The 14,581-nt window shown below is 63.9% G+C and carries 12 protein-coding genes and 1 pseudogene; 6 read left to right on the forward strand and 7 right to left on the reverse strand.

What is annotated here, in order from left to right; translation table 11 throughout:
* Positions 1-92 precede the first annotated feature (92 nt).
* Positions 93-1,268 carry a formate-dependent phosphoribosylglycinamide formyltransferase gene (gene purT / locus ACFQDL_RS09990; protein WP_379908878.1) on the forward strand — a complete coding sequence of 392 codons (1,176 nt, stop codon included), beginning with the start codon at positions 93-95 and terminating at the stop codon, positions 1,266-1,268.
* A 28-nt stretch (positions 1,269-1,296) separates the two neighbouring features.
* On the opposite strand, the gene ACFQDL_RS09995 is transcribed toward purT, so the two are convergent.
* Positions 1,297-1,536, reverse strand: coding sequence for a GlsB/YeaQ/YmgE family stress response membrane protein (locus ACFQDL_RS09995; RefSeq protein ID WP_379908879.1), 240 nt, complete (start codon positions 1,534-1,536; stop codon positions 1,297-1,299).
* Between the two features lie 259 nt (positions 1,537-1,795).
* On the opposite strand from ACFQDL_RS09995, the gene ACFQDL_RS10000 reads away from it, so the two are divergent.
* The gene (locus ACFQDL_RS10000) at positions 1,796-2,821 is read left to right on the forward strand and encodes a phytanoyl-CoA dioxygenase family protein (protein ID WP_379908880.1); all 1,026 of its coding nucleotides are present in this window, start codon (positions 1,796-1,798) and stop codon (positions 2,819-2,821) included.
* Between the two features lie 65 nt (positions 2,822-2,886).
* The gene (locus tag ACFQDL_RS10005; protein WP_379908881.1) at positions 2,887-3,222 is read left to right on the forward strand and encodes a DOPA 4,5-dioxygenase family protein; all 336 of its coding nucleotides are present in this window, start codon (positions 2,887-2,889) and stop codon (positions 3,220-3,222) included.
* A gap of 67 nt (positions 3,223-3,289) precedes the next feature.
* On the opposite strand, the gene ACFQDL_RS10010 is transcribed toward ACFQDL_RS10005, so the two are convergent.
* From ACFQDL_RS10010 to ACFQDL_RS10020, 3 genes are all read right to left on the reverse strand, one after another.
* Positions 3,290-4,171, reverse strand: coding sequence for a nitrilase-related carbon-nitrogen hydrolase (locus ACFQDL_RS10010; protein WP_379908882.1), 882 nt, complete (start codon positions 4,169-4,171; stop codon positions 3,290-3,292).
* Entirely contained in the window at positions 4,168-4,755 is a 588-nt protein-coding gene (locus ACFQDL_RS10015) for a GNAT family N-acetyltransferase (protein WP_379908883.1), read from the reverse strand. Before ACFQDL_RS10015 ends, ACFQDL_RS10010 begins: the two co-directional genes overlap by 4 nt.
* A 220-nt stretch (positions 4,756-4,975) precedes the next feature.
* A complete protein-coding gene (locus ACFQDL_RS10020; protein ID WP_379908884.1) occupies positions 4,976-5,242 on the reverse strand; it encodes a hypothetical protein in 267 nt (88 codons plus the stop codon).
* Positions 5,243-5,660: 418 nt separating this feature from the next.
* Between ACFQDL_RS10020 and ACFQDL_RS10025 the strand changes: the two genes are divergently transcribed.
* Both ACFQDL_RS10025 and ilvN read left to right on the forward strand, forming a co-directional pair.
* Complete coding sequence (locus ACFQDL_RS10025; protein ID WP_379908885.1) at positions 5,661-7,382, forward strand: acetolactate synthase 3 large subunit; 1,722 nt, start codon at positions 5,661-5,663, stop codon at positions 7,380-7,382.
* A 2-nt stretch (positions 7,383-7,384) separates the two neighbouring features.
* Positions 7,385-7,876 carry an acetolactate synthase small subunit gene (ilvN, locus tag ACFQDL_RS10030; protein WP_379908886.1) on the forward strand — a complete coding sequence of 164 codons (492 nt, stop codon included), beginning with the start codon at positions 7,385-7,387 and terminating at the stop codon, positions 7,874-7,876.
* Positions 7,877-8,228: 352 nt separating this feature from the next.
* Here the strand turns inward: ilvN and ACFQDL_RS10035 are convergent, their stop codons facing one another.
* The gene (locus ACFQDL_RS10035; RefSeq protein ID WP_379908887.1) at positions 8,229-11,267 is read right to left on the reverse strand and encodes an MFS transporter; all 3,039 of its coding nucleotides are present in this window, start codon (positions 11,265-11,267) and stop codon (positions 8,229-8,231) included.
* 92 nt (positions 11,268-11,359) lie between these two features.
* On the opposite strand from ACFQDL_RS10035, the gene ACFQDL_RS10040 reads away from it, so the two are divergent.
* Positions 11,360-11,956: a pyridoxamine 5'-phosphate oxidase family protein gene (locus ACFQDL_RS10040; protein WP_379908888.1), complete on the forward strand. Its 597-nt coding sequence runs from the start codon at positions 11,360-11,362 to the stop codon at positions 11,954-11,956.
* A 175-nt stretch (positions 11,957-12,131) separates the two neighbouring features.
* Here the strand turns inward: ACFQDL_RS10040 and ACFQDL_RS10045 are convergent, their stop codons facing one another.
* Together ACFQDL_RS10045 and ACFQDL_RS10050 are read right to left on the reverse strand one after the other, a co-directional pair.
* Positions 12,132-12,659 (reverse strand): Orn/Lys/Arg family decarboxylase, encoded by a 528-nt coding sequence (locus tag ACFQDL_RS10045; protein ID WP_379912996.1) that lies wholly within the window; start codon positions 12,657-12,659, stop codon positions 12,132-12,134.
* Between the two features lie 36 nt (positions 12,660-12,695).
* Positions 12,696-14,386, reverse strand: a pseudogene (locus tag ACFQDL_RS10050) (Orn/Lys/Arg decarboxylase N-terminal domain-containing protein); the annotation flags it as partial.
* Between the last annotated feature and the right edge of the window lie 195 nt (positions 14,387-14,581).

The raw sequence follows: 14,581 nt of genomic DNA on the forward strand, positions 1-14,581 counted from the left end.
GTTCGCACCGGGGCGGCGCTGCTACAGGCGCTGGCCGATCGGCCAGCGCATCCCTACAATAGCGTCCAATTTTTAACCGACTGGATGCTCCCATGTTAGGAACAGCGCTCACCCCCGGCTCGACCCGCGTGCTGCTTTGCGGCTGCGGCGAGCTCGGCAAGGAAGTGGTCATCGAACTGCAACGCTTAGGGCTCGAGGTCATCGCCGTGGACCGCTACGACAACGCCCCGGCGATGCAGGTCGCCCACCGCAGCCATACGCTCAACATGCTCGACGGCGAGGCCCTGCGAGCCATCGTCGAACAGGAGAAACCCGACCTGATCGTGCCGGAAATCGAGGCGCTGGCGACCGACACCCTCGTTGCCCTCGAACAGGAGGGCTACCGCGTGGTGCCGACCGCCCGCGCCACCCGGCTGACAATGAACCGCGAAGGCATCCGCCGCCTCGCCGCCGAGGAGCTCGGGCTGCCGACCTCGCCGTACCGGTTCGCCGACAGCGCGGAGGAATATCGCGCCGCCATCGAGGCCGTCGGCCTGCCCTGCGTCGTCAAACCGGTGATGAGCTCCTCCGGTAAGGGCCAGAGCCTGGTCCGTGGCGAGGCCGATGTCGACGGCGCCTGGCACTATGCCCAGCAGGGCGGACGCGCCGGACAGGGCCGGGTGATCGTCGAAGGCTTCATCCGGTTCGATTACGAGATCACGCTGCTGACGGTCAACGCCATCGACGGCATCCATTTCTGCGCCCCGATCGGCCATCGCCAGGAAGACGGCGACTATCGCGAGTCCTGGCAGCCGCAGGCGATGACGCCGAAGGCGCTCGAGCGCTCGCAGCAGATCGCCCGCGCGGTGGTGGAGAACCTCGCAGGCTACGGCCTCTACGGCGTGGAGCTGTTCATCGCCGGCGACGAGGTCTGGTTCAGCGAAGTCTCGCCGCGCCCCCACGACACGGGCCTCGTGACCCTGATCTCCCAGGACCTGTCGGAATTCGCCCTCCATGTCCGCGCGATCCTGGGACTGCCGATCGGCGAGATCCGGCAGCAGGGGCCGAGCGCCTCGGCGGTGATTCTCGGCGAAGGCCGGTCCCGCAACCTCGGCTTCGACGGAATCGCAGACGCCCTGGCCGTGCCCGGCAACCAGCTGCGCCTCTTCGCCAAGCCGGATATCGACGGTCGCCGCCGCCTCGGCGTCGCGCTGGCAAGAGCGGAGTCGGTCGAAGAAGCCGTCGAACGCGCCAAGGCCGCCGCCGCGAAAGTCAAAATCCGCTATTGAACGGCGGTGACGCGTAACACTTTACGCGTCACTTTCTCAACAAGCGCCCGAGATAGAGCAGGATCACCGCCCCGATGGTGGCGGTGATCACCGAGCCGATGAAGCCGCCGGTGCGCACGCCGACGAAATCGAACAGCATCCCGCCGACCACGGCGCCGACCACTCCCAGCACAATATTGCCGACCAGGCCGAAGCCGTCGCCTTTCATGATGGTCCCGGCAAGCCAGCCGGCCAGCCCGCCAATAATCAGAAATACGATCAATCCCATAGACTCTCCCTCTCGCGCCCGACCATGCAGGGTGGAACAAGCGGAGCGGCCCCTCCCGTCCTGCGATGGCGAAACCGACGCGACTTGCTTCCCAAAAGCCCTCAGTATAGCCGCCAACATGGCGGTTCCATGAAGCTTGCGCCAGATCAAGCACAGCGGCGGCGACGGCCGGCGACACTTGTCAGACGCCCCATCGCCCTATAGTGTGCTGCCTGGACATTCCCGGCGCGGCCGGGTCGCTATTTCTCGAGGATCGCGGATGAGTGCACTGCGTTGGTTAAAACTGCCGATCTGGCTGGCGGAGCTGGCCACCTCGGCCAAGTCGTTCCGGGACAACCCGATTATCGGCAGTGAGGCGCTGAACCGGCGCGGCCTGCATGTATTTCGCAAGAAGCTGGCCTGCGACCTGGCCGACTGGCGCCGCAAGCGCCTGGCCCGCCGCCTGAGCCAGGAGGACGTCGCCCAGTTCGAGGAAAACGGCTTTATCCTCAAGCAGAAGCTGCTGCCGGAGGCCGAGTTCGCCGCCGTGCGTCGCGAAATCTATGGCTACAGCGGCGAAATGCGCGAGATGATCCAGGGCAACACCGTCACCCGGCGCATCCTGCTCGACGGCCGCACCCTGAAAGACATGCCTTCCGTCGACCGGCTGCTGCGCAGCGAGCGCTGGCAGGGACTGATGCATTATGTCAGCAGCTATGCAATGGAGCCGGTCTACTACATCCAGGTGATTCTGACCCATGTCGACGGTGCGCCGGACGACCCCCAGACCGTGCTGCACATGGATGCCTTCCACCCGTCGATGAAGGCCTGGTTATTCATGGACGAGGTGGAACCGCACAAGGGCCCCTTCACCTATGTGCCGGGCTCGCACCGGGCCGATGCGCCGCGCCTGGCCTGGGAGAAACAGAAGAGCCTGACCGTCGCCAAAGGCGACGACCGCCTGGCCGCCCGCGGCTCGCTGCGGATCCAGCCGGAAGAGCTGGCGGCGCTGGGGCTGCCGCAGGCGCGGCCACTGACAGTGCCGGGCAACAGCCTGGTGGTCGGCGACACCGTCGGCTTCCATGCCCGCGGCCGCAGCACCGAGCCGTCGGTCCGGGTCGAACTCTGGGCCTATGCCCGCCGCAACCCCTACCTGCCCTGGCTGGGGCTGGACGTTTTCTCGCTGCCGTTCATCCGCGGCCGTCAGGTGCGCCTGTTCTGGTGGTACCTTGACCTGCGCCACTGCCTGACCGGCCGCGGCCGCCCTGGACGCCGGTGCGACGCAGCAGCATCACCGAACCGGTGACGCGTGACGCGTAGCGCGTTCGGGTTACACTCTAACCATTAACCACGACGATACCTGGAGTCCGAATGACCGACGCCCACGCCTTCCACGCCCATGTCTATTTCGACGAACGAAGCGCCGAGCAGGCCGAAGCGCTGTGCCGTCGCGCCGGCGAGGAGCTGGGCGTGCGGGTCGGACGCTTCCACCACAAGCGGGTCGGGCCGCATCCGCGCTGGAGCTGTCAGCTGTCGGACCGCATCGAGCGCCTGGGCCCGGTGCTGACCTGGCTCGCCCAGCACCGCAACGGCCTGACCGTCTTCACCCACCTGGTCACCGATGACGACCTGAAGGACCATACCGATCACGCCATCTGGATGGGTGAACTGCTGGAACTGGACCTGCGCCAGTTTCAGCAGGGCTGAGGTTCTGCCGTCGCATTCACCACCTCGACGACCTGGTGTTCGAACTGCTCCGGCCAGTCGCGCCGGGTCAGTACCTGCCCACGCAGTCGCACGCCATGCAGCGCCGCGAAGTCGAGCTCGCAGACCAGCCAACTGGACGTCCCGACCTGTGCCGATGCGCTCTGTGCCAGCACGCCATCATCCGGCAGGCCGTAATCCGGCGGCAGATAGAGCGCCGCCCGGCCGGTGTTGATATCCACTGCCGGCGACCAGTCGGCAATGCCGGCCGTCGGCGACTGCAGCACCGCAATCTGCCCCTCGAGGGCCCTTGCCGGCAGCCGATGCGCACCCGGCGATAACCGGCCATCGTATCGGTACAGCTCGGGGCGAGGATCAGGTCTGCGCCGGCTTCGACCAGCTGGCGGCCGAGGGCCGGGAACTCGTTGTCGTAGCAGATCAGGATGCCGATGCGGGCGAAGGGGGTCTCGAACACCCGCAGGCCCGCGCCCGCTCCAATAAACCACTGCTCGCGCTCGAAACGCGTCATGATCAGCTTGTCCTGATGACCGGCGACGCCGTCGGGTCCGAACAGCCAGCAGCGGTTGCGGTAAATGCCGTCGTCGTCCAGCACCGGCAGGGTGCCGGGACAGAACCAGACACCATGCTGCCGCGCCAGCGACGCGCAGAAGTCGAACCAGCGCGGGATCAGATCCTGCATCGCGGTGATCGAGCCCTGCAGATCGGAACGGAGACCGGGTGGCAACTGGCCGGTCAGGGCCATGCCGGCATATTCGGGCAGCAGCAGCAGCTCGGCGCCTTCAGTCACCGCCTGCTCGACCAGCGCAGCCAGGTGACGCGCGTAGGCATCCCAGTCCTCGAACAGCTCGATGGCGTACTGGCAGGCGGCGATCTTGACCCGATGGGGGTTCGTCACGGTGGCGCCCCCGCTGATCTCGAAATTGACGTTCACGACAGCTCCCTGATCCAGAACGACATCGGCTTGGTGCTTTCCTGTTCCTCACCGATATCCTTCCAGCGGTATTCCGTGCGCAACTGCGGCTGATGCCGGTAGCCACGGTTGGCCCAGAAGTCATTCAGCGACACATAATCGGCCGGGCGCAACGGATGATTTGCCGGGCGTTCCACGGCGCAGAAGGCGCAGTAACGGAAACGGCCAAACCGTCGGGCATAGGCCTCGCGCTCCTCGAAGAAGCGCACGCCCAGCCCCTGGCCGCGGTACTCCGGCAACAGCACCGACTCGCCAAAATAGAAGATCTCGTCCGGGTTCCAGCCGGCCTCGGCGAAGGGGCGCTTGAACGCGTCGGTCTCGTCCTCCATCGGCACGCCGGTCGCGGCGCCGACGACGCGGTCGCTCTCCTGCGCCAGCACGAACAGGCTCTCGGCCGAGCGGGCATAGGTGCTGAGATAGTCCCGCTCGTAAGCCAGGTCGCCATCGTAAAGATAGGGAAAGGCGCGAAAGACCTCGATGCGCAGCCGCGCCAGGTCATCGATATGGGGTGCGATCGCCTCGCCGCAGAAGGTCTTGATCTGCATGGTAAAGCTCCGGCTGGTTGTCAGACGGAGCGGTTATACCATATCGGGCTCAGCGGGGAATGGCCGAGAGCGACATGCGTAGGAGCCGCGCACCTGAAGGGCACTTACTCGCGGCGAACCGACCTGGCACCGCGGTTGTTCGCGGCGAGGCGCCGCTCCTACAATCAGAACCGGCTTGGCAGCGTGCCGCCCAGTTCGCCCGGGGGCCGGGCTCCTACAATCAATACAACGCCTTTTCGTCCCGCACCACGTCGCGAAGCACCTGCAGGAACAACTTGTCGGCATCGCTGTGCTTGGCCGGGATCTTGACGTTGGTGGTCGACGACAGCTCTTCGGCGATCAGCTCGTCGGCATTCTTTTCGTTGACATACTTGCGGGCAATATCCAGTGCCTTGCTGTTGATATCGGGCTCGACCAGCACCTTGCGGATAAACAGCAGCAGTTCGTTGATCACCTTTTCCGGTTGTTTGACTTCGGACACTCTCATCGTGCAGCTCTCCTGAAACAGTTGCCAAAACTATAACCCCTTTTGTCGATTCTGTTTAGGTCGTTGCTGGCACCTGACTCAGGTTTTTCCAATGTTTTCAGCCCTTTTTGGTTGAACAAAAATAATACGGGTGCGAGAATGACCGCCTCATTTTGAGGCCTTGAGTGTGTAGGTAAACCCGAAGCTCTGGCGAAACGGTCTCCCGTACTGTTTCCCGCTGGCCTGCCGGCTGGGCAACCCCCTGCTCCGGCAAGCACCCGAGCGCGAGCCTCCACTTCTCTACCCTGGAATGGTCGAGAATTTTTCCACCGCAGCAGCAATCAAGCTTGAGTGGGTGGCTCCTGTTCAACGTTGCAGAAACAAAAACTGTTACGCGCCTTTCCCTTGCCGGGGACTGGTGCACTAGAGGGTGAATACAGTGGAATTACTTTCAGGCGCAGAAATGGTTGTTCGTGCCCTTCGTGACGAGGGCGTGAAATACATCTATGGCTATCCGGGCGGGGCCCTGCTGCACGTCTATGACGCCCTGTTTCAGCAGGAAGATGTAAAGCATATCCTGGTGCGCCACGAACAGGCGGCCACCCATATGGCCGATGCCTATGCCCGTGCCACCGGTAAGGCCGGCGTCGCGCTGGTAACCTCGGGCCCCGGCGCGACCAACGCCGTGACCGGCATCGCCACCGCCTACATGGACTCCATTCCGATGGTCGTCATTACCGGCCAGGTCATGAGTCACCTGGTGGGCGAAGACGCCTTCCAGGAAACCGACATGATGGGCATCTCCCGCCCGATCGTGAAGCACAACTTCAGTGTTTCCCGCCCCGAGGAGATCGCGGCCACCATCAAGAAGGCCTTCCATATCGCCCAGACCGGCCGTCCCGGCCCGGTTGTCGTCGATATTCCGAAGGACATGACCACCCCGACCGAGCGCTTCGAATACGAATATCCGAAGTCGGTCAAGCTGCGCTCCTACAACCCCATTACCCGGGGTCACAGCGGCCAGATCAAGAAAGCCACCGACCTGCTGCTGAACGCCAAGCGTCCGGTGATCTATGCCGGTGGCGGCGTCATCATGGGCAATGCCAGCGACGAACTGACCGAACTGGCCAGGCTGCTGAACTTCCCGGTGACCTGCACCCTGATGGGTCTGGGATGCTTCCCGGGTACCGACCATCAGTCGATCGGCATGCTCGGCATGCACGGCAGCTACGAAGCCAACATGGCGATGCACCATTCGGACCTGATCCTGTGCGTTGGCGCACGCTTCGATGACCGTGTCACCAACGGTGTCGACAAGTTCTGTCCGACCGCCAAGATCGTCCATATCGACATCGACCCGGCCTCGATCTCCAAGACCGTCAAGGCCGATATCCCGATCGTGGGCCCTGCCCAGTCGGTGCTGACCGAAATGATCGAGCTGATCGCGGCGGCGAAGAAGACGCCCGATGCGACCGCACTCAAGGCCTGGTGGGAGCAGATCAACGAGTGGCGTGCACGCCACGGCGGCCGTTACCGCACCGACGACTCCGAGATGATGAAGCCGCAGCAGGTCATCGAGATGCTGAGCAAGGTCACCAACGGCGACGCCTACGTCTGTTCCGACGTCGGTCAGCACCAGATGTTCGCGGCCCAGTACTACAAGTTCAACAAGCCCAATCGCTGGATCAACTCCGGCGGCCTCGGCACCATGGGCTTCGGCCTGCCGGCGGCGATGGGCGTGAAGCTGAACTTCCCGGACGCCGATGTCGCCTGCGTCACCGGCGAGGGCAGCATCCAGATGAACATTCAGGAGCTCTCCACCTGCAAGCAGTACGACCTGCCGGTGAAGATCATCAACCTGAACAACCAGTCCCTGGGCATGGTGCGGCAGTGGCAGGACATGAACTACGAGTCGCGTCATTCGCACTCGTACATGAAATCGCTGCCGGACTTCATCAAGCTGGCCGAGGCCTATGGTCACGTCGGCATGAAGGTCGAGAAGTACGAGGACCTGGAAGGCGCGATGCGCGAAGCCTTCGCACTGAAGGATCGCCTGGTGTTCATGGATATCTACGTGGACCCGTTCGAGCACGTCTACCCGATGCAGGTGGCGCGCGGCTCGATGCGTGACATGTGGCTGAACAAGACGGAGAGAACCTGAGCATGAGACATATCATTTCAGTTCTGTTGGAAAACGAACCGGGTGCCCTGTCTCGCGTCGTCGGACTGTTCTCCCAGCGCAACTACAACATCGAGTCCCTGACCGTGGCCCCGACCGACGACGCGACCCTGTCGCGCCTGACCGTGACCACCATCGGTGACGACCGGGTGATCGAGCAGATCACCAAGCATCTGAACAAGCTGATCGACGTGGTGAAGGTGGTCGACCTGACCGAAGGCGACCATATCGAGCGCGAACTGATGATGATCAAGCTCAAGGCCTCGGGGGCCGCCCGGGCCGAGATCAAGCGCACAGCGGATATCTTCCGCGGCCAGATCATCGACGTCACGCCGAACACCTACACCGTGCAGCTGATCGGCGCCAGCGACAAGCTGGATGCCTTCATCAGCGCGCTCGGCGCCGCGAACATCATGGAAGTGGTACGCTCCGGCGTCTCCGGCATCGCCCGCGGCGAGAAGACGCTCAGTCTCTAGGCCACTCGCCTTCGGCGCAACGAAAACGCCCGCATCCGATGCGGGCGTTTTTTTGTGGCTGACGCCTCAGGGAAATAAGGTGGTGGCATCGTAGGATGGGTGGAGCCGCAATGGCACTGTACTCTCAGTGCGCAGGAGACCGGTTGCGGCGCAACCCATCAATGACTCAGGCTTCTGCAATACTGACCCGACACCCGAAGATGGGTTACTCGACGCCCTATTTTCGTAAGGGTCGGATATCCCGTGGCCATGCGTCGCTCCACCCATCCTACGAATACTGCATTCTTTCCGCTAAAACGCGATGTACCTTTTTTACGGGTGACGCGCTAGGCGTTACGCGTAACAAAGAACATCACGAGGCGGCGCCGTCGGCGACCAGCCTGCCGTCCACCGCCGGCCTCGCACGGCGGCCCACCATCGAGATCGCCAGCGCGGCGATGATGGCCGGTACGCCGACGGCGATGAAGTTCATTTCCACATCCAGCTGCGCGGCCATCAGCACGCCACCGAGGATCGGGCCCAGGATGGCGCCGAGCCGGCCCACGCCCGAGGCCCAGCCGATGCCGGTCGAACGGCTGGACTGCGGATAGTACTGCGCCACATAGGCATAGAGCAGGATCTGGGTACCGATGGTGCAGGCGCCGGCAATGGCGATCAGCAGATATTGCACCGTCATCGAGCCCCTGAGCAAGCCGAGCAGGCCGATCGACAGCGCGGCCGCCACGAACATGATGGTGATGACGCGACGCAGGTGGAAACGGTCGGCCATCCAGCCGCCGCCGATGGCACCGAACATGGCGCCCAGGTTCAGCACCAGCAGGAACAGCAGGCCCTTCTTCACTTCGTAGCCCGCCGCTTCCATGATCTTCGGCAACCAGGAGGCCAGCGCATAGACCATCATCAGGCAACAGAAGAAGCTGAGCCAGAACATCAGCGTCGACAGCAGGCGGCCGCTGCTGAACAGGGTCAGCAGCGATCCGCCGCGGGCCTCGCCGGTCTCCGGCAGCAGCAACCTGTCGTCCGGCATTGCCCGGCAGCGCGGATCGACACGGTTGAGTAACCGGGCCGCTTCGTCCGTCCGGCCCGACTGGACCAGGTAGCCGATCGACTCCGGCAACAGCAGCCAGATCAACGGCAGCAGCAGCACCGGGATGCCGGCGATGAAGAAGACCGACGGCCAGCCATGGGCCGGAATCAGATGCATGCCGACGAAGGCCGAGGCCATGCCGCCGATCGAGTAGCCACTGAACATGATGGCGACCAGAGTGCTGCGCAGCTTCTTCGGCGCGTACTCTGTCATCAGCGCGACGGTGTTGGGCATGACGCCACCGATGCCGAGGCCGGCGACGAAGCGGCAGAGCCCGAATTCCATCGGGTCCCGGGCGAAACCGTTGAGGAAGGTGACGCCGCTGAACAGGGCGACACAGATCATGATGGTCTTCTTGCGCCCGATCCGGTCCGACAGCTGGCCGAACAGCAGCGCCCCGAACATCATGCCGAACAGCGCGGTACTGCCGAGGGTACCGGCATCCACCGGCGACAGCTTCCATTCCGCCATCAGTTTCGGCAGCACGACACCGTAAATGATCAGGTCGTAGCCGTCGAAGATAATGATCAGGCCGGTCCAGAACAGCACCAGCCAGTGAAATTGATTGAATCGAGCCTCGTCGATTATCTTGTGTACATCAACCGTTTTCACAGCATTCTCCCGCCAATACACCTTATTGTTATTTCGCCCGGCCCATCGAACCGAGGGCGCTCGAGTCCGACTCCGCGCCGTACCCTGACGGGTCAGGCGCTGTACGGCCGGAGCCTTGTCTCGAAGTATCCGGGGTTTGGCGAAGAACAAAATGACGCCCAGCGCAAAGACTATCCAATGACTGCAACGGCCGGCCGCGGCGCCGGATCCATCAAAGCGCGGTACCGCGGCGCCGCATCTCCCGGTACAGGATCCCGAGTCCGCGCTCGATCGTCTCCTCCCGGTAGCCGGCAAAGCCGATGACGAGGCCCTGCAACCCCGCCGAATCCCCGTAATAGCGCGAGAGCGGCCGTATTCCCAGCCCCCGGGCCCGCAGCGTCCGGCACAGCTCGAGGTCGGAAAGGGCTTCCCGCAGCAGGAATACCGAATGCATGCCGCCGTCGGCCTGCACAGCTTCCAGGCGGTAGCCAAACAGCGCCTCGACCCTGGCGTTGAGAAAGTCGCGGCGCTGCCGGTAGAGTTTGCGCATGCGCCGCACATGACTGGCGAAATGACCGGAGGCCATGAACTCGGCCAGCGCCAGTTGCGGCAACAGCGACAGGCCGCCGTCGAGGTAGCGCCTGGCGTTGTGGAAAGGCTCGACCAGCGCCTGCGGCGCACCAGGTAACCGAGCCGGATGGACGGATGCAGGATACGGCTGAAGGTGCCGGCATAGAGCACGCGCTCCTCGCCGCCGAGCCCCTGCAGCGATGTCAGTGGCGGACCGTCGTAGCGGAACTCGCTGTCGTAATCGTCCTCGATCAGCCAGCTGCCGGTTTCGGTGGCCCAGCTCAACAGCTCGAGCCGCCGCTGCAGGCTCAGGGTGTAGCCCATCGGGTAGTTGCGCGACGGCGTCAGCAGTGCAAGACGCGCCCCGGGCGCTTTGGCCAGGGCATCCTGCAGGCGAAAGCCCTCTTCGTCGGCGGCGACGGCGACCCGCTGCGCCCCGATGGCGGCAATGGCGCCATCGATGCCCGCGTATCCCGGCTCCTCCACCAGCACCGGATCCCCGGGATCCAGCAGCAACTGCAAAGCCAGGACGAGCGCCTGCTGCGATCCCGCGCAGATCATCAACTGCCGGGGTTCGCAGCGTACACCCCGCACCACCTGCAGATAGCGGGCGATCTCGCCCCGCAGCGCCTCGCAGCCCATTGTCCGGGCATCCGCCTCATGCCGCATCCGGCGCGCGGCACGGCTGACGGCCCGCTGCCACTGCGCCCAGGGGAAGCTCTCCAGGCAGGGGCGTGCCGGGGCCAGCAATTCGGATTCGGAGCGCTCGTAAAGGCGCTCGGGCGGCGGCAGCCGCGCGGCCATCGCGGACATCCTGACAGGGCCTTCGCGCCCGCCGCGCAGGCGGTCCGCCTGGCCGCTTCGAAGCTCAACGTCGGGCAGCTGTCCCGATACGAAACTGCCGGCCCCGTGGCGCGTCTCGATATAGCCTTCGGCCTGCAGCATCTCGTAGGCGGTCTTGACCGTGTTGCGGGAGACGCCCAAGGCGCTGCAGAGCGCGCGGCTGGCCGGCAGCCTGGCCCCTGCCGCCAGGTCGCCCCGCAGGATCGCCTGCTGGAAGGCGCGGAACAGGCTGCGGTAGCGGGGTGTCCCGTTATCGGTCTTGAGAAAGGGCAGGAAGAGCTCGGACGGAAATTCGGCCATCGATAGTGGGCCCATTAAATTTTCTAAAATGGATCTCTTGTTGAGCCCATTAAGCCGTTAACCTGAGCCGCGTTCAAGCTCAGGAAAGCACCATGTCAACAATCGAAGTCACAGACAGAACCCGCCTCAGACGCGGCCCCAAGCGCGCCAGTTACGATCGCGAGACGATCTACCGGATTCTCGATGAAGCCCTTGTCTGCCATATCGGCGCCAGCATGCACGGTGGACCGGCGGTGCAGCCGAACTTCCATTGGCGTATCGGGGACGAGCTCTATGTTCACGGCTCGAGCAGGAACGGCCTCTTTCAGTCGATCCTGGCCGGCGAGAGCGCCTGCATCACCGTGACGCTGCTGGATGGCCTGGTATTCGCCCGCTCGGCCTTCCACCACTCGGCGAACTTCCGCTCGGTGATGCTCTATGGGAAGGGGCGCCGGGTGGAGGACCCGGTCGAGAAACGGCAGGCACTGGACAGCATGCTGGAGAAATTCAGCCCCGGCCGCTCGGCCGAGGCACGGCCGCCGAACGAGACCGAGATGAAGGCGACCGCGGTGATCGCCTTCCCGATCGAGGAGGTTTCGGCGAAGATCCGCAGCGGTGGCCCTGTCGACGACGCGGAAGATCTGGACTGGCCGGCCTGGTCCGGCGTCAGGCCGCTGATCACGACCCTCGGCGACCTGATACCGGATTGACTGTCCGCTAGCCGGACGCCCTGCCGGCGGACATCAAGGCGCCTGCGGCGCCTATGACGGGTTACGCGGCGCCCGGACCAGGTGCCAGACGGTCGAATCGATCGCCATGGCGCCGCTAACCCATCCTACGCCCGAGCCACCTATGGAGTTCGCATAGGGCAACGCGTCACCCCGCTTACATCTTCACCGCATCGACGAAGTAGTGATCCTCGCCGTCGATCTTCTCCCGCACCAGGCCGTGGACGTCGGTCTCGAAGCCCGGGAAGCGGCCGTTGAAGTCGCGCACGAACTGCAGGTACTTGACGATGGTTTTGTTGTAGCACTCGCCCGGGATCAGCAGCGGAATGCCCGGCGGATAGGGGGTCACGAGCATCGCGGTGATGCGCCCTTCGAGTTCGTCGATCGGCACCCGCTCGACCTGCCGGTGCGCCATCTTCGCCCAGGCTTCGGCCGGGGTCATCGCCGGCTGGATCTTCGACAGGTACATGTCGGTGGTGATCCGCGCTACGTCATACTGGCGGTACACTTCGTGGATCTCGTTGCACAGATCGCGCAGCCCGACCCGCTCGTACTTCGGGTAGGCCTTGGCGAATTCCGGCATGATGCGCCACATGGGCTGGTTGTGGTCGTAGTCGTCCTTGAACTGCTGCAGTTCGGTCACCATCGAGTTCCAGCGGCCCTTGGTGATGCCGATGGTGAACATGATGAAGAATGAGTAGAGCCCGGTCTTCTCGATGATGATGCCGTGTTCGGCCAGGTACTTGCTGACGATCGCCGCCGGAATGCCGAACTCGTCGAAGTTGCCGTCGACATCGAGCCCCGGCGTGATGATGGTGGCCTTGATCGGATCGAGCATGTTGAAGCCCGACTCGATCTCGCCGAAGCCGTGCCAGCGGTCGCCCGAGTGGATCACCCAGTCGTCGCGATCGCCCACGCCCTCGTCGGCCAGGTGATCCGGCCCCCAGACCTGGAACCACCAGTCGTCGGCCCCGAACTCCTCGTCGACCTTGCGCATCGCGCGGCGGAAGTCCAGCGCCTCGAGGATCGACTCTTCCACCAGCGCCGTGCCCCCGGTGGCTCCATCATCGCCGCCGCGACGTCGCAGGACGCGATGATGGCGTACTGCGGACTGGTCGACGAGTGCATCAGGTAGGACTCGTTGAAGCGGTGAGTATCGAGCTTGCGCGTCTTGCTGTCCTGCACCAGAATCTGCGACGCCTGCGACAGCCCGGCCAGCAGCTTGTGGGTCGACTGGGTCGCGAACACCAGAGTGTCGTCGGAACGCGGCCGGCCGGCACCGATCGCATGCATGTCGCGGTAGAAGCTGTGGAAGGCCGCATGGGGCAGCCAGGCCTCGTCGAAGTGCAGCGTATCGATGGTGCTGCCGAGCATGTCCTTGATGGTTTCGACATTGTAGAGCACGCCATCGTAGGTGCTCTGGGTGATCGTCAGGATGCGCGGCTTCTTGTTCGCGGCATTGCGGGCGAAGGGGTTGTCCTCGATCTTCTTGCGGATCGTTTCCGGGTCGAACTCGCTCTTCGGTATCGGGCCGATAATGCCGTAGTGGTTGCGCGTCGGCATCAGGAACACCGGGATGGCGCCGGTCATGATGATCGAGTGCAGGATCGACTTGTGACAGTTGCGGTCCACCACCACGATGTCGCCGGGCGCCACGGTCGAGTGCCAGACCACCTTGTTGGAGGTCGAGGTGCCGTTGGTGACGAAGAACAGATGATCGCAGCCGAAGATACGGGCGGCATTGCGCTCGCTGTCGGCCACCGGGCCGGTATGGTCCAGCAGCTGGCCGAGCTCGTCGACCGCGTTGCAGACGTCGGCCCGCAGCATGTTCTCGCCGAAGAACTGGTGGAACATCTGGCCCACCGGGCTCTTCAGGAAGGCGACGCCGCCGGAGTGGCCGGGACAGTGCCAGGAATAGGAGCTGTCGCTGGCATAATCCATCAGCGCGTTGAAGAACGGCGGCGCCAGCGAGTCCAGGTACTTGCGCGCCTCGCGTATGATATGGCGCGCGACGAACTCCGGCGTGTCCTCGAACATGTGGATAAAGCCGTGCAGCTCGCGCAGGATCTCATTGGGGATATGGCGCGACGTGCGCGTTTCGCCGTACAGGAACACCGGTATGTCGGTATTGCGCTTGCGCACCTCCTGGATGAAGCCGCGTACGCCGGCCAGTCCGCGTTCGACGTCGGCGTCGCTGCCGTCACCGAACTCCTCGTCGTCGATGGAGACGATAAAACAGGAGGCGCGACTCGCCTGCTGGGCGAAGGCGGTCAGATCGCCATAGCTGGTGAAACCGACAACTTCCACGCCCTCCTGGCCGATGGCTTCCGCAAGATCGCGGATACCGGAGCCGGAGATGTTCTCGGAGCGGAAATCTTCGTCAATGATGACAACGGGAAAGCGAAATTTCATGTGCGGCCAGTCACTCGATCAGTACGGGAATGAATGGAAGGCAGGCGCCTGTTGAATAGTAAGGATAGCATTGCCCACCTGACCGTGAGAGACGGGCGGGGAAGGGCCAGTAATAGTAACCAGTTCCGCGGAGCCGGGATAGTGAAGATTTCGCGTCGCGCCGCCGCGCCCTGGCATACGCCGGACAGGGCTACA

The sequence above is a fragment of the Marinobacterium aestuariivivens genome, assembly GCF_042661465.1.
GTDB lineage: Bacteria > Pseudomonadota > Gammaproteobacteria > Pseudomonadales > Balneatricaceae > Marinobacterium_A > Marinobacterium_A aestuariivivens.